Below are 15,131 nucleotides of genomic sequence, written 5' to 3'. Positions count from 1 at the left end.
ATTATTTTCTAATATAGCATTGCTCCCACAAGGATAAACGCTTAGCTATGAGTCTAGCGTGTCTACGCGTGTAGTTTTCATTAAGGTACAGATGGAAGCATTGGTCCCGTGCAGCTAATGCATTAGGAGCATGAAATTTATCATACATGTACTGTGAAGCCCATTTCCAAGTTGAAACAAGGCAACCATATTTTACTCCAATTCCTAATCCATCATCCTTCAAAGCATGTGAAATAGACAGAACGGGGGTGGAAGTGAGGCTAGTATCTATAAAGATTGGAAAGTAAAAGGGAGATATTCCGGAATGAAATTCGCTAGGAAAAAAAAGCTTGACAGAGTATTTGTCAAGGAAGAAAATCAAATCCGATAAAAATTTCTTCCTTTTAGAAATAGTTGATGGAAGACGGGAAAGATTGGCAAGACCAATACTACACCTAATTTCATCCGAATTAAAATTAAGACCAGGGAAGTCAGCAAAACCAGGATCACGTAAATCAACCGAAGTTTTGTCCCACCAACGCTTTCCTCGATCGGCATGTTGCTTAGCTATCTGATAATCCTTATAGTCAGTACAATAAAGTAATCCGCTACTACCCCCAGCAGCAAGATTCTTTCTATACATAGTCGAAAAACAACCGAAGCGGCCGAATTTACCTACACGTAAGTTAGATTCCTGAGGGATAGCTCCGATGGCTTGACTACAGTCTTCAATCAGAACAATATTTTTTGATTTACAGAATTCTGAGATTTGCACTGTATCCTTGCAGGGAACACCACCTGCGTGGGTTAAAACAAGAGCCTTAATTGCTGGAATATATCGATCCTTTAATTGTCGAATACCAGTGTTGTAAGATTGATAATCTGAATCTAGAAGATAAGGGACTAAGCCCAACGAAACAAGACACCCAATAACGCTAGCGTCGGTTACTGGTGATGTAGCAACTAGTGAACCAGAGGGTAAAGATAAGGATTTAAGGGCAATATAGATAGAAGAACAACCTGAAGATACTGCATCACTATAACCTCCACCCATATAAGATGCAAAAGCCGAGGTATACTGATTTTCAAAGAAATCATCATATCCGGGATCAAGACCTATTCTTCTATAATATAAGAAACAATTGAACAAGGATAACAATTCATGCCTGCTTAAAGCATTCCTAGGTGGCAACTTTAATTTAAAATCAGTCGATATCATTAAGGAGAAAATACGAAGATCTAAATGCTAGCACATGCGATAAGTTGTTGACTTCGCGTAGTGAAGAATCCCAGCGCTTGGGCAAAAGTGAAAGGATCAGCTCAGACTCATCACGTGAAATATAAGGTGTATTGAATTGGTTAGATTGAGAAAGCAATGGAAGGTGTAGTTCAGCAATCGCGTCAATATTATCTAAAAAGAGGCGTGATGCATGTATTACCCAGCAATGATATAACTCACGCTGAGTAGTAATGCTAGGAGGTGGATTAAGAATAGCTTGGCAAATTACTTCACCAGTATCGATCTTGGGTCTAAGAACATGAATTGAGGAACCTAATGGAGTGGGATAGAGTAGGGAAAATAAAGCAGTGCCAATGCCCTTTCCGAAAGGCAAATAAGTGGCATGAATATTAAGACGATTCAACGGATTAAACAAAGAAAGCACATCTTCCTTAATTCGTCTATCGAAACCACAGGTTATAAAAAAATCTGAGTTCTCGAGGGTCTTTATATCAGGAATTTCGGTTGAACAAAAAAGGGTATGATGTGAAGGAAAATTGTCTTGGATATAAGAGGTACGCCAAGTTGGACCAACAATAGTAAATCTAGACATAACGAATAAAGTCCTTTAGCTTAAGAGAAAAAGAAAGATTAGTATCACCTTGGGACGGATTGACCAAGGGGAATATAATGTTGCATGAAGAATCTACAATATAGTTTTCAGTTAAATTGTCGATGATAGCCCAAAGAAGAGTCTCAAATGTGTAAGTGGAGCTAAATTCAAGACGTGGGAGGACAAAAACATGATATTCACCTATGGGAAGTGAGTGTACACAAAATAACCCAATGCGACATTGATCAAACCATATACATGAAGTAAGAAATAGTGTCGATGAAGAATAAATCGAAGAAGCTCTATGTGCTAAAAATTTACGAGACAAAGAGTCAACTTCTTGATTAATAGAAGAAAACTTTTGCTTGAGGTGAAAAGACTCTTGTGTAAACTTAAAGTTGTGATTCATCTAACCAATAGGAAATAGCTTGAGAAGTAGATGTAGGCATAAATCCAAGCTCAACTGCGGCGTCATGTTTGACATAACAGCATGGTGTACTAGAGGAAGAAAAAGAAACATCAGAAGATGAATTCAGACGTGAGGTTAATAATAGAACTATCTCACGAATAGAAAGGTCACCAATGGAAGACAAATTGACATGATGTATATTAGTAAGACTTGTAAGACTAGAGAGTTTTAAAATAAATTTGCTAAGAGCATGCAGAGTTGTACATGTATTATAAATAGAATCTGGGTTATAGACAGAAACACTAGCTCCAGTAGATAATTTACTTAATAAAGAAGGCAGCCATGCGCGATGGGCGCCATCACCTAAAACAACTGGAAGGCGGATATGAACAAGTGAGGAAAAATTATGAGATTGATTGAGGATTTGTTCAGAGAGAAGCTTTGTAGATCCATAAGGAGTTGAAGGTGAAGGATTAGTATGAGAGTCAATTAGAGGAATTTTTAAATCTCCATAAATAGACAAAGAGGAAAGATTTATGATTGAAATTCCGACTAAAGTTTTTGAAAGAGATAGGATTAAAGAAGCAGATTTAATATTTGCATATACGACATCATCAGCAGAAACATTCACATCAGGATAAGCACCTGTACAGTTAATAAGTAAGTTGAAGGAACCCTCTATGTTTGGATAAGCAGAATCATAGCTATGCTCAAGTGGTATAAGTGTAAGACGTGAATTAAGAGATAAAGCAGAGAGAGTAGGACTTAGAGTACGATATGTTCCGGTAACCAAATGTCCCTGTGACAAGAACTGGGAGGTAAGATATAAGCCGATGTAAGAGCCAACAGATGTGATAAAGATGTGCATAGTCAGAGTGTAATGAGTTGAACCGATGGATATAAAGTAAGAACCTTACAATTGACAGACGAAGAACGTAGCTTTTCGACAATAGAATCAGTATGCACCCAGGCAAAGGGGATGATTACAGTAGATTCAGTAATAAGCGAAGGATCATAAGGCATAATTCTACAAGCAGTATCAAAAAGATATTTATCTTGCTTCTCAGGATTGTCTTCAAAAATTAGATCAAGATGATTCTCTATTTGCAAGAAGGAAGTGAAAAGATTGAGGCTACGAGCGGCACCATAACCTACAAAGCGGCAATTATTTTGTTTAACGTCATTGAATAGTTGATGAAATTTATTCTTGTATGCAATAATATTAGAACGAAATAATTGCATTGCACGTGGACCTGTAATATCAAGTTCATCTTCCAAAAGCAGCAGATCAGTAAGGTTACGAGATAAAGAAGGTGAAGGTGAACTTGATGAAAGTTTTCTTGCGTAACAAATGACTGCACCACCTTGAGTATCGACACGCTGTACATCAAATAAGTGAAGGTTAAACCGCAAGAGAAAAGGAATTAAAGAGGAAAGAGAGTGATGGGAGAGATGTTCATGGAATTGAGTTCCAATGAGGGTCTTATGAATAATGTCATAAAGGTAACTGACTTCGAAACAGAAGAGGCCATTTTCTCGCAAGAGATTAGAAACACCTTGAGCGAAGGATGATAAATTATCATTATGCGCAAATACATTATTAGCAGAGACAATGTCAAATAGACCATACTTATCACCAATAACTAAAGATTTTTCAGCATTAAAAAAATCGTGGAGAGTCGGTATACCATTTGACTGTGCATATGAAACTGCGGCATAAGCTGGGTCAATACCGAGAACAGTTGCAGCTGATTGCTCCTTAATGCAGGACAAAAATAAACCATCATTTGAGCCTATATCAAGACATTGAGACGTTTTATAGCCTAAAAGGTCAAGGGCGTATGCAGAGTACTTATTGAAGTGCTGTATTAGGCCTTGATTACGACTTGGTTTATATGTATAGTCAGAATCAAAGAGGACACTCAAATCAACAATATCTAGGACTTGAATGTGACCACAAGATGAACATCTATACAAATCAAGGGGATAACGATGAGATGATGCTTTTGCTTCAGGTGAATATTTATCAGCAATGAGAGTATGTGGAAAAATAACCTCGGCAACAAGATCAGATGAATTACAGAGTCTACATTGAGTGCGCTTTGCAATCATTGTTGTAATCTTGGCAAATAAGAATCTTTATTGATTCTACAGGCAAACGAGCGTCGGAGTCAAATCCATGAATATCATCATGACTAGAAGGAATAAAAGGCCCCTCTGTGGTTTCATGCATAACAACAAATTCAGTCATAGGAACAACTAAATGGTAAAGAGGTTCATTTAGTCGATAATAACAATGTGAAGATCCAGCGGATAAATGAATTAGCTGAACAGGCTCGAAGGTCTCCTCTTTTAAGATTGCGACGGATACATCCCCTTGAATAACGTGAAAACTTTCGGATTTGTTGAGATGCCTATGTGGATCAATCTGAGTAGACTTATGAAGTGCAACAATCATTTCTTGTACATTAGATTTATTAGAAGGGTGGAAATTTATCCTCGCGCGCTTTTTAGAGGCTGAGGAGCATTCGACAAGCAGGGCATCAATCATTTCGTCCGTTAAACACAAAATAGGTCCTGTGACATGGAAAACACCCTCAGCAATTTTTTTCATATTCTGGTATTGAAAAGAATTTACTTATGAACTTAATACTAGCAGACGGATGCTCAAAAAGAATAGTGCTTTGAAGCTGCTTCGAATAACTATTATCAAAAGAAAAAATATAAAGATCAGATTGACAAAAATCACTATCAAAGTGCTTAACAGTGCTAGTAAGCCATTTCGAACCAACTTTCAAAGCAGTACCATCGAAAAATTCAAGACGTATAGAAGGTAAATACTGATTTATATAAAGAGATAATTGCATTGACTTATTTCCAACACCGTAAAAACTAATGCTTTGAACTTGAGAAAGTGAGTACTTGAGTCTTTGAATAATAATGCTTTCACAATTAGAGAGAGAAAATGTAGAAGCAATTGGTGATGGTGGAAGAGCACTATTGATTTCCCACGATCTCGTATCTAGAGGGCGAGCAAAGAAAGAAAGGAAGGGTTCTACAGCTTGTGAGGATGAAAATTGAAAAGTAGAACAGGCGAAACCATTCGTCGACAAGAGGCTTTTAATTTGGGGTTGAGTAGGGTAAGAAACACGTTCATTCCAAATGAAAGAGTAGTCACCTGCATTAATAAGCGATTGAAAGTCAAGAATTTCGAAATATATAAAGGAATCGGAATCATGTATAGCAGTAAATAGTTTCTGGAGGTAGTCATAAGAATTAACGTGCTCAATATAGCGAATACATAGAAAAAGAGAATTAGCATCTACGGCAATATTGTTTAACTCATGCAAATTTAAATATTCGGGAAAGATAACATACTTGGAAGGATGATGGTTGAACAGAGATTGTGCTAGATAATCATCTTTAGGCGAACATCTATATATTGTAATTCGATTTTCAGGAGTAAGGGATACATTAAGATCAGTTATTAGCTGAAAATAATGAGAAGTTGGTTCATTATATTTTAAATCACGGCATAAATTGCCAAGCAAGGAATAAGGGCTATCATTAGCAAGTATATTAACGCCACAACCATTGCATTGAACAGATTGACTTATAAATGATGAAGATGATTGCTTAGAAAAAGCAGTAGTATAATAAGAAGGATTAGAGAGCTCCAAGAATACTGGAGCTCCACAAAAGTTACAATTGGTCATCATTTAAAGGTGAATCAAGAGCCAAGCGATCGTACGCTCGACAGGAGTGCAACAGTTCGATTAGTTGATCTAGAGTGCCGACAAAGCGCTCAAGAGGGCAATGGTAAACAATATCATATAAATTAAGCTCCGGTATAGTAGTAGCATTATCTATTAGTTGGTCAAAAATGTAAATAGAAGAAGAAACTAGGTTAATAGAGGATCTATTAGACAAGTTAGCGGATGAAATGGTGTTTAATAGAACTGAATATGATCCAAACACAGGATTTTCGGTTTGTGGTAGTGTAAATGGCAAAGAGCAGGATACACAATAATTACGTAAATAGAGGCTTTGAATAGAGATAGGTATACAGTAGCGTCCAAAGGGACGAGAATGTGTATAAGTAAAAGTCATTTGAATATATTATAGACATGATAATTCCAAGAGTGATGTTCAGTAATATTCCACTCTTTATAATAAGAACCAAACATCCTGTCACCGACCAAGGATTTTGAATAAGGCGAATAAACAGATTTGACTCTAATATTAACTGAAATACGAGTTGAATCTGTACTGTTAATAGAATTACCGTGAATCAAAGTAGGTGGAAAAACAAGAAAATAACCTCTATTGATAGATATATACGTCGAATTAGAGAGGTCGACATTGTGCCTAAGCCCATTCAAAACGGCTTCATAAAAGCGAGACGATTCTACTCTGTTACATATAAACATACTGTTTGTATCGAAGGCATTCGTCAGAGGCAGCCAAAGGACAAGCTCGAAGGGGCTATCGCCACTAGAACAGTCTGTATGGGCTGCCAAGGTGGATAGATCATCCCCAGGCATATGGATCGATAAGTTCAGCTTTTTCTGAATAAGAAGGTCTGGACCTAATGCAGAAGATAAAACACTGAAACATGCATCACGCAGCAAACTATCCCAATTGATATTATTAGTCGCCTCAAAACACTTAAGGCGTAAAGCATTTAATTCATACTTATCGACATATTGATGAAGAACACTAAGGTCATGAGGGTAAAAGTCTAAAGACAAGTGGTCAGAAATAACATCGCAGAGTGCGGTATCTAAGACATTTAGAATTTTAGATGAGGCAAGAGGTTTAATAAAGATCATAATTAATTATGAAGACAAGTAAATTCAAAGCTGAGACGCGGGGAAGAGCCTTTATTTAGGGAACCACCATGTAATAATTTATCATGGAATATGATGGCATCAGTAGAATTAGTGGGAACCAAAAACGAAGAAGACATTGAAGGCGGACTAACTATTGTCGGCTTTAGCTTATTTTCAGAAGAAATAACTTTATATGAAAATGTGTGACCATTATGAGAACCAGGGAAAACTACTAAACCATTTTGGTTTACTTCAGCAAGGATAGCTATCCATACTTTTGTACGCTTTTTAAAGTCTGAGTTATGATTCCATGAAGGATTTAAATCCCAAAACCACGAATCGCAGTGAAGTGGGCCAATATCACCTTCTTCGTAAGGTCGTACAAATCTCCAATAGACATCGGGATAACCAATTAACTCCTCATCTGAGACAACAAATTCACCGAGAAGCTCACGAAGTCTAGAAAAAATGGTAAATTTAAGAATTTTGGAAACCTGCTCAGCCGTGAATCGTCGTACACTCTTAGAAGAAATGTGGTTGTGGAACCAATACTTTCGGTTAGAGGGATTGATAAGACTTGGCCATTCAAGTGGAGATTCATACGGTACAGCACACTCTTTAAATAATGATTGAATATTAAGTACAATAAATCGTTGTATAATATCTAACTCATGGCTAGAGAGCGCATTCAATTCAACCAAAAAACCTTTATTTTGATAGGAGCTGCAGTCACCAAGCATAACGCAGATGAGATTTATGTTAATATAATTCTATCATAGAAGAAGAAAGCCATGAGCTACATGTTGTCTGCACATAAAAGAAATACACAGTATTTTCATTTTGAGTTAGTGTGCACACTGTGTAATGATATAAAGAGAGACTTGGTTGAAGATTCAATATATTATTGGGGAAAACATCAATTCAGTGAAAAAGATGACAAACTAAAACGACAACATGAGTGGATCGTAAAATTAATAAAGATGCTAGTTCATGGATTCGAAAAACACTACTCACTTAATCGAGCCCAAATATCAAAAGATGCAATTGAAAAATTAACTGAAGAATACCCATCGGTGTCAGCTTGCCTATTGCACTGGGAATTGGATCAAGTGAAGGAAAAAACGGAATCGATATTCTTTCGCAAAAATGACAGTTTACAGATAAAATACTTCCTACACACCACATGGATTAAAAAGAGTGATTTTACATGGCCACAACATCATGAAAAGAGATACAGACATTTACTAGACTACGAAGAAAAAATCACAAGGGCTATTTCAAAAGGAATATATGCTCCAGACATGATATTAAATCCTGCAAATATGACACAGTTTTTGGAGATTCTTCATTTGCGGAGTGAAATGCCAAAGAGCAAAGAATATGCTAAACCTGTATTATATGGATTCAGTAAGTTCAAACCGTTCCCATATATGCTTCAAAAAATGTATGATGCCTATAATCTACAATATAAAACTTTAGACAAAGATGACGATTGGACATTCGCTAAAGATTTGGCAGAATATATACCCTTTAACATACATTCTTATTACTTGCAATATCAAAAAGAGCTGAGAAATAAAAACTCAACATTACTCTTTAAAAAAAAGATAGATCTCTCCAAACCGATCGAGTTTGGGAATAAATCAATTAACTACTCGCTTGATAATGAAGCAAATAATATTCTTAAAGAGTATATTCCAAATACGCTAAAGGCAATCGAAAAAGACATGATAATTGTGGCAATCTCATATCGAGACAGTGGATATAAGGAAGATATGCACAATAATATTAATAGCCTAAGAAATGGAAATGAAGATAATCTGAGTCTGATGCTTGAATACTTGAAAAGTAAAAATTGTTATTTAGTAAGATTTGGAAAAAGATACATGAATACAGCAAACAATTTCATTGATGAAGATATAAGTAAGTTTGGAAGTAATGACCTTATCTACGATAAAATTCAAACATCACTATCTAGAGTTGCAGAATTTTGCATAGGTGGATCAGGAGGATCGAGTCATATTGCATCTACTTTTTCAGAAAAACCATCAATATATTTAAATACAATAATGTCAAGCTTCATAGGGAACCTTGGGAGCAGCGTAAGTATTAATATACCGAAAGTAATCGAATACATAAAACTGACAACAAGGAGGGATGGCAAAGTTTTTTTATCAGAGTCGTGGCATAAGCTAGTTGAAGAGGGTAAATTAGGAATTCGCTGTAATAATCAACAGGAAACTCTCAACGCAATAAAGAATATATTGGATACTCTCATCGATAACAGGATGAACACAGCGTTACAACAAAAAAACTTAGATAAAAACGTGGTCAACCTTTATGAATTATCTATCTACAGTAAAAATAGATTTTTGAGAGAGTCGTGGAGTAACAATGCGGTAGCAACATTGCTTTCTAACAAGAGTCAAATTATCGAATACTTTTAAAGAGATAATAAGCCGTTCTAATTTATTCAGAAGGTATGAAGTTAAAGGAATCTGATTTACGCTCCCATAAGCTTGTCAATATGCGTACCAACAAAAGTTCGCTGTATGGATAGTCATTCTCAATCCTTAGTGAGATATTCAAAAGTGCTGATAAAAGAGATTGATTTTTAAAACTTTTAGCTATCAATTCTTGGAAAATAGGTGCCGAAAGTAGCCAAGGACCAAGATTGCTGTCAAGAGTTTGTTTTAGATTACTCCGCAATATCCAATAATCCTTGCCCGCTAAAATCGAATGATATATATTGAATAGAATGGACTTCGAAAGTTGACAAATTTGATTAGTCAATATCCATTCAGGATTAAATTGCAATGGATAATACTTTTTAAAAAATTCAAGATCCTCATTTGGTATATGATTGACTAATAATTTAAGGTACTTTATTGAAGATGCAAATACTATATCAGATATCTCATGCAAACCATTGCCGGGGTGAGGTGTAGAAAGAAAACATGATTGATCAGAAGACAAAATACGACTCAACGATAATAGAAATGACGGGAAATGTAGGATATCGGACCTAGTACGGAGAAAAAAATCTTGCTCCGTAAAATCATTAGGTAAATATTCGTACGAATTTAAAAAACCCTTATACATTCGAAAAACTCTATTGGGGGAATGTCTCAATGATTCAGAGTTAAACAATAAGCTTTGATCCGCCTGAACTTCAGATGTAGAATAGTTGTTATAGATAACCTTGATTGAACGTATCATTGTCGATTTAGAAACAAGCGCACAACAATACTCTTCAAACAATTCATTTTGTTTAGTGTCAGAAAGAGAAATAACAATATCAACTGATTCAAAAAGATGAGGAGACAATGAAGTGATTAAAGACTTCAACGAGATATCTGTTGATCGATGAAGACCGCTAATAATCACAAACAATTTTTTTGATCTATGGGGAATAGAAGCAATCGGTTCATGAGTTCTAGAATAAAAATGATTTAACAACTCTGTTTGAGACCAGAATGTTTCTCCGGTAGTTGAACTTATATATTGTTCTATAGTATTCCTTGGAAGACAAAAAGGGGAGCCAGAAAAGCTCAAGACTCTGTCATTTAGAAGCTTTAAAGACATGTGAAGAATCTAAAATAATGTTAAATCAGAGAGCGACTTGAGTTGATGGATATTTGTTGATTGCCATATAGTATAATCAATATGATTCTCCTGAAAAAACTTTATTTTATTTTGTGGTGATACATGAAACAGTTGTTGAGAATCGTCGGAGACCTTGGTGACATTCTTTGAATGTTTACGTATAAAATCAATAGAATTTCTATATGTTGGATTTCCATCGGATCTTATCGGCTCAAAAAAGTTGCGAAAATCGGAATCCCTAGTCAACAGTGAAGAAAGTGAACGAGTCATTAATTCTGTGGTAAGCAAGATATCTTTATTTGGTCGTGGTTCTGAAATGAAATCAAGTCCAAAGTGATGAGAGAGAATAGAGTATTGAATATTGCGGGATAAATTAAACCCTAGTGACATTTCAGAGTTTTTTAAACTTGCAGAAGAGTAGTAAATAGAAGTAAATGATTTATTCTCATCATTAAAAAGCGATTGTTTTGCTTCACTAAAATGTTTAGGACTTGTTTGACTATAAAATGTTAGCCAATCATCCAAGCAGATTTGGTCAGTTTCAGGTTGACCGAAATAACCAGGAAAGAAATTCCCAGAATCAACTGGTGAGGTTAATTGATCTATATTCATACTTTTTATGTAGGGGATAAAGGGTAGTGAAAATTGGCTTTGCTTCTGATATGCAAATTTCCATTCACTGACTATTCTATCAAGTGGATTACGAAAAATGCATAGACGATATGAAGCTTCCACCAAATTATTCCATAATTTTTCTCCAATCATAGACTTAATGTTATAGGGAAATCCATGAATAACAATAATCTCTGACTCAAAAAGTCTTTGACATATCTCTTGTGGGTCAATATGGGTTATCTGCCCTGATAACTCAAACCTCTTCTTTTTCTTATTAAGCATTTCGTCAAGAGTAGCGCCCCCAGTCTTGCCGATATGTAAAAAAATAAGCCGCTTCATCTAATGTTCAGGATTAAGATTTTTCAATAACAAAGTTATCAAGCACAAGTATGTCCATGCCAGTTTTCATAAAGCAATTATAGGCGTCCAAAGGAGTCATTACAATTGGTTCATCTTTAACATTAAAAGATGTATTGATCAATGCGGGACATCCAGTGACGTGATGAAAATATTTTAACAAACTATAAAATTGCGGATTACCATAATCAGAAGACACTGTCTGAATTCGGGAAGTGCAATCTACATGTGTTGTAGCGGGAAGATTTGACTTGCACACTTTTAACTTATCAAGGCCTTTAGCTTCTTGAAGAACTGATTGATTTGTAAGGTGCTCGCTTTTTAATTTATCAACAAGAAGCATATAAGGGCTGCATGCGACATTATCAAAATAATTTCTTACATGTGACTCCAAAAACACAGGAGCAAACGGCCTAAATCCTTCTCTAAATTTTATTTTTTGATTCAATATTGATTGCATATTTTTAATTCTTGGATCCGCAATTATTGATCGACTACCTAATGCCCTTGGGCCAAATTCCATTGGACCAGCGAAAAAGCCAATAACTTTGCCGTCAATTATTGAGTTAACTAGATATAATAAATGCTCACTTTCAGGTAATTTCTTAAAATTAATATTAAACTCATCTAAGAAACGGACAATCTCTTCATTTGAGTAGGATGGTCCAAGCAAAGCTGATTTCATCAGGTCTTTGGAGGAACTCTTTTTGGAGTAATCCAGGTCTTCTGAACCTAGTAAGGCAGCCCCAAGGGCAGAACCTGCATCTCCACTTGCTGGCTGAATCCAGATGTTTTTGAAGAGCCTGGATTTCAGAATATTACCGTTAGCCACACAATTTAAAGCAACACCACCTGATAAGCACAAGTTTTCGGCTTGCGTTAGTTTTTTCACATTCTTAACAAGTCCCATTATGCCTAAAGTGATAACTTCCTGAACGGAACGGGCGAGATCAAAATGATCTTGGCTAAATTTTTGATCGTTAAGGTTTATAGGAGGAAAACCAAACAAAACTTCGAAATCTTTCGTATACATAATCTGTGAATAATCAAAAGAGAAATATCGTTTGTTTAAAAAGAATTTACCATCATCAGACAATTTGATCATATTTTCAAGGATTAACTGCGTGTATTTAGGTTGACCATAAGGAGCCAACCCCATTAATTTATACTCACCCTCGTTAACTTTAAATCCCAGGTATGATGTAAAAGTGGAATAGAAAAGCCCTAGAGAATTTGGATAACTAACGCTATCTAGAAGTTTTAATTTACCCTGCGATCCAAGCCAGATCGATGTGGTTAAATCTTCTCCGACCCCGTCCATGCATAAAACTGCAGATTCGTGAAAAGGGCTTGGAAGATATGCACTCGCGGCATGGGATAAATGGTGCTCTGAATAACTTAAAATATTTTTTAAGTGATATTTTTCAAACTCAGAACTTGCAAAACCACAACGAACAAATTCATCAAATACAAAAGAATTGAGAGTTAATGATTCAGAAACAACTTTTTTAACACTTGTCGCCTGAGGAAAGCGACCAGATACAGTTGTATTTAAAAGAGATTTGATCTGTCTTTTATTTTTCAAGAATGGGTCTTCATAATATACAATTTTGTCTATAGAATTAATATTAACCGAATAAGTGTTAAATATATGTGTCAAACAGCCAAAAGGGAACGAATGATCATTTTTAATCCGCGAAAATCTTTCCTCTTGAATAGCGCTAACTATTTCACCATCTACAACTAAGGCTACTGCGGAGTCGTGATAGCCAAATGATATACCTAGTGATTTCATTTAATATATTGTGTAGTTGAACTGATTAGGATGTGAATTAGACGATTTTCGATTATTCCAAAAAATAGTCATCACTATTGCAAAGCATTTTTCGGTTTGGAAAACGAGAAAATATCGCCACCCATATCGAAGGCTGTTTAAAGAGTGAAAAGGCTTAAGTCGTGGATTGCGCAATTAAAAATCTTATATACACTCTCTTATTTTAGCATATATGAATGAAGCCATTTGGAATTGGCCTAAATCACTGAGGTGAACACGATCAACGAAACATTCTGCTGGCAATATTGGAGACTCATGAATAAAGTCATGGCTTTTGATCAAAAAGGCCAAACGATCAAAAAAAGCATGCTCAGCTGATCTCATATCAGGATACTTGGCATACATATTCCTTACCTCTTCGCCGACATGGTTGTTTGAATTTAAATTATCATTTGGGTGTGGTTGTATGAAAGTGAAAAAATTTCCACCGTAACCATTGACGATTGAGTTTATTTGCACCATATTATGTACATAGTTGTCGGACGCCCAAGGTCGCGCAGAAAAGGTCCATTTATCTTTTTCATAGACGAGATCTTTTGCAGAATAGTTTTTCCTGCTAAAAATCTTATAACAAGCTCGTATAATGGCATTGATCAAGGGGAAACGTTTGAGAGAATTAAACAAGTGTCTAAAATTACTAGTCTTATCTCTATTTATTATCAAATCTGCTAGATCCTCAATTGAGCGATCATGATTACGCACCCATTCACCACTATACTTATCTCCTAACGACGAGTGCATAAAGTCATTGTAGCCGGAGCACGAAATTACTATTTCAGGCTTTAAGTGAGAGATTTCAAGTGCGAACCTGATAAGTTCTTGCCAGCTGCAATAGCTTGCACACGCAGCATTTACAACGGTATGCTCATATCCATCAATAGTCATGAGATTTTGAAGAATTGCAGCTATTGTATTTTCATTACTGGATGCACCTAATCCCATACTAGTTGAACCACCTAAAATAACTATTGATTTACCTTTGGATAACCCAGATGCATCAGACGACGATGTCAGCGATACGTAGCCATCAGACGTCGTATACAGATCTCTCAATAGATCTTCCTGATTTTCCGGAATATAGCTTAGACCTGGTCGGTGACCCAGCCTAGGATCTCGAGGATATCTTCCGTGTTGCCTCTCCCACTTCATTTATGATAGGTTGTCGATGTAATGAGTTTATCATTTGATGGGGACTACATATGGAGTCAGGAACGCAAGTTTAAAAGATATTTGGGATATATATAATTTAAGATACTCTCAGGATAACTTATTGATGTTTGAAAAAAAGGAAATACCGTGTCCTGAAGATCACTTTGAGTATGTAAGCCAAAGAATCAGTGAGTATTCAATTTGTGAACTTAATTCCAAGGGATACAGGGCAGTCGTAGGATTTTTTAGGCTAAAAAATATAGAGATGGACAATAATTATACCTCAAATTTTGAGCCAAGTGTATGTATCCACTCCGCTCATAGGAAGAAAGGGCTAGGCAAGAAATTGCTGACCTATGCTCAAACAAGAATTATCAGAAAACCGGCAAGAATATGGGCTAAAGGATATAAACAGAATATTGCATCGAAGAATCTTTTCTTATCTTGCGGATTTACAAATTACCTAAAAGAGGGTGATGAAAATTTTTTTAATTCCTTTATTGATCTCTTTTAATACT

General features: G+C 35.8%; 14 protein-coding genes. 2 read left to right on the top strand and 12 right to left on the bottom strand.

Annotated elements, in window-relative coordinates; translation table 11 throughout:
- Position 1: 1 nt before the first annotated feature.
- The 8 genes from SynA1524_RS00500 to SynA1524_RS00465 all read right to left on the bottom strand — a co-directional run bounded on the left by SynA1524_RS00500 (position 2) and on the right by SynA1524_RS00465 (position 7,792).
- A complete protein-coding gene (locus tag SynA1524_RS00500) occupies positions 2-1,129 on the bottom strand; it encodes a DegT/DnrJ/EryC1/StrS family aminotransferase (protein ID WP_186498492.1) in 1,128 nt (375 codons plus the stop codon).
- Positions 1,130-1,184: 55 nt separating this feature from the next.
- Complete coding sequence (locus tag SynA1524_RS00495; RefSeq protein WP_222930495.1) at positions 1,185-1,811, bottom strand: hypothetical protein; 627 nt, start codon at positions 1,809-1,811, stop codon at positions 1,185-1,187.
- Positions 1,812-2,203: 392 nt separating this feature from the next.
- Positions 2,204-3,088, bottom strand: a complete 885-nt coding sequence (locus SynA1524_RS00490) for an NAD-dependent epimerase/dehydratase family protein (protein WP_186498490.1) — start codon at positions 3,086-3,088, stop codon at positions 2,204-2,206.
- Positions 3,089-3,090: 2 nt separating this feature from the next.
- On the bottom strand, positions 3,091-4,332 hold the full coding sequence (locus tag SynA1524_RS00485) for a methyltransferase domain-containing protein (RefSeq protein WP_186498489.1): 1,242 nt from the start codon (positions 4,330-4,332) through the stop codon (positions 3,091-3,093).
- Positions 4,307-4,834, bottom strand: a complete 528-nt coding sequence (locus tag SynA1524_RS00480; protein WP_186498488.1) for a WbuC family cupin fold metalloprotein — start codon at positions 4,832-4,834, stop codon at positions 4,307-4,309. Before SynA1524_RS00480 ends, SynA1524_RS00485 begins: the two co-directional genes overlap by 26 nt.
- Positions 4,818-5,936, bottom strand: coding sequence for a hypothetical protein (locus SynA1524_RS00475; protein ID WP_186498487.1), 1,119 nt, complete (start codon positions 5,934-5,936; stop codon positions 4,818-4,820). The genes SynA1524_RS00480 and SynA1524_RS00475 overlap by 17 nt, the downstream gene beginning before the upstream one ends.
- A gap of 390 nt (positions 5,937-6,326) precedes the next feature.
- Positions 6,327-7,052 (bottom strand): sporadic carbohydrate cluster 2OG-Fe(II) oxygenase, encoded by a 726-nt coding sequence (locus SynA1524_RS13140; protein ID WP_186498486.1) that lies wholly within the window; start codon positions 7,050-7,052, stop codon positions 6,327-6,329.
- A 2-nt stretch (positions 7,053-7,054) separates the two neighbouring features.
- Positions 7,055-7,792 (bottom strand): phytanoyl-CoA dioxygenase family protein, encoded by a 738-nt coding sequence (locus SynA1524_RS00465; protein WP_186498485.1) that lies wholly within the window; start codon positions 7,790-7,792, stop codon positions 7,055-7,057.
- Between the two features lie 51 nt (positions 7,793-7,843).
- Between SynA1524_RS00465 and SynA1524_RS00460 the strand changes: the two genes are divergently transcribed.
- Positions 7,844-9,499 (top strand): TIGR04372 family glycosyltransferase, encoded by a 1,656-nt coding sequence (locus SynA1524_RS00460; protein WP_222930494.1) that lies wholly within the window; start codon positions 7,844-7,846, stop codon positions 9,497-9,499.
- 22 nt (positions 9,500-9,521) lie between these two features.
- Here the strand turns inward: SynA1524_RS00460 and SynA1524_RS00455 are convergent, their stop codons facing one another.
- The 4 genes from SynA1524_RS00455 to SynA1524_RS00440 all read right to left on the bottom strand — a co-directional run bounded on the left by SynA1524_RS00455 (position 9,522) and on the right by SynA1524_RS00440 (position 14,517).
- Positions 9,522-10,637: a hypothetical protein gene (locus SynA1524_RS00455; RefSeq protein WP_186498483.1), complete on the bottom strand. Its 1,116-nt coding sequence runs from the start codon at positions 10,635-10,637 to the stop codon at positions 9,522-9,524.
- Positions 10,638-10,646: 9 nt separating this feature from the next.
- Entirely contained in the window at positions 10,647-11,612 is a 966-nt protein-coding gene (locus SynA1524_RS00450) for a sulfotransferase family 2 domain-containing protein (RefSeq protein ID WP_186498482.1), read from the bottom strand.
- A 13-nt stretch (positions 11,613-11,625) separates the two neighbouring features.
- Complete coding sequence (locus SynA1524_RS00445) at positions 11,626-13,425, bottom strand: carbamoyltransferase family protein (protein ID WP_186498481.1); 1,800 nt, start codon at positions 13,423-13,425, stop codon at positions 11,626-11,628.
- Between the two features lie 183 nt (positions 13,426-13,608).
- A complete protein-coding gene (locus tag SynA1524_RS00440; RefSeq protein ID WP_186498480.1) occupies positions 13,609-14,517 on the bottom strand; it encodes an SGNH/GDSL hydrolase family protein in 909 nt (302 codons plus the stop codon).
- Positions 14,518-14,650: 133 nt separating this feature from the next.
- Here SynA1524_RS00440 and SynA1524_RS00435 point away from each other — a divergent pair, with 133 nt between their 5' ends.
- Positions 14,651-15,127, top strand: coding sequence for a GNAT family N-acetyltransferase (locus SynA1524_RS00435; RefSeq protein WP_186498479.1), 477 nt, complete (start codon positions 14,651-14,653; stop codon positions 15,125-15,127).
- Positions 15,128-15,131: the final 4 nt, after the last annotated feature.

Source organism: Synechococcus sp. A15-24 (assembly GCF_014280195.1).
GTDB lineage: Bacteria > Cyanobacteriota > Cyanobacteriia > PCC-6307 > Cyanobiaceae > Parasynechococcus.
The sequence above is the reverse complement of the archived record's forward strand: the minus strand, read 5'-3'. Positions and strand labels throughout refer to the sequence as shown.

What these genes read in the sequence shown, in the direction of transcription:
- SynA1524_RS00495 (WP_222930495.1), bottom strand. Translation starts at nt 1,811, where the DNA reads ATGTCTAGATTTACTATTGTTGGTCCAACTTGGCGTACCTCTTATATC.
- SynA1524_RS00490 (WP_186498490.1), bottom strand. Translation starts at nt 3,088, where the DNA reads ATGCACATCTTTATCACATCTGTTGGCTCTTACATCGGCTTATATCTT.
- SynA1524_RS00485 (WP_186498489.1), bottom strand. Translation starts at nt 4,332, where the DNA reads ATGATTGCAAAGCGCACTCAATGTAGACTCTGTAATTCATCTGATCTT.
- SynA1524_RS00480 (WP_186498488.1), bottom strand. Translation starts at nt 4,834, where the DNA reads ATGAAAAAAATTGCTGAGGGTGTTTTCCATGTCACAGGACCTATTTTG.
- SynA1524_RS00475 (WP_186498487.1), bottom strand. Translation starts at nt 5,936, where the DNA reads ATGACCAATTGTAACTTTTGTGGAGCTCCAGTATTCTTGGAGCTCTCT.
- SynA1524_RS13140 (WP_186498486.1), bottom strand. Translation starts at nt 7,052, where the DNA reads ATGATCTTTATTAAACCTCTTGCCTCATCTAAAATTCTAAATGTCTTA.
- SynA1524_RS00465 (WP_186498485.1), bottom strand. Translation starts at nt 7,792, where the DNA reads ATGCTTGGTGACTGCAGCTCCTATCAAAATAAAGGTTTTTTGGTTGAA.
- SynA1524_RS00460 (WP_222930494.1), top strand. Translation starts at nt 7,844, where the DNA reads ATGAGCTACATGTTGTCTGCACATAAAAGAAATACACAGTATTTTCAT.
- SynA1524_RS00455 (WP_186498483.1), bottom strand. Translation starts at nt 10,637, where the DNA reads ATGTCTTTAAAGCTTCTAAATGACAGAGTCTTGAGCTTTTCTGGCTCC.
- SynA1524_RS00450 (WP_186498482.1), bottom strand. Translation starts at nt 11,612, where the DNA reads ATGAAGCGGCTTATTTTTTTACATATCGGCAAGACTGGGGGCGCTACT.
- SynA1524_RS00445 (WP_186498481.1), bottom strand. Translation starts at nt 13,425, where the DNA reads ATGAAATCACTAGGTATATCATTTGGCTATCACGACTCCGCAGTAGCC.
- SynA1524_RS00435 (WP_186498479.1), top strand. Translation starts at nt 14,651, where the DNA reads ATGGGGACTACATATGGAGTCAGGAACGCAAGTTTAAAAGATATTTGG.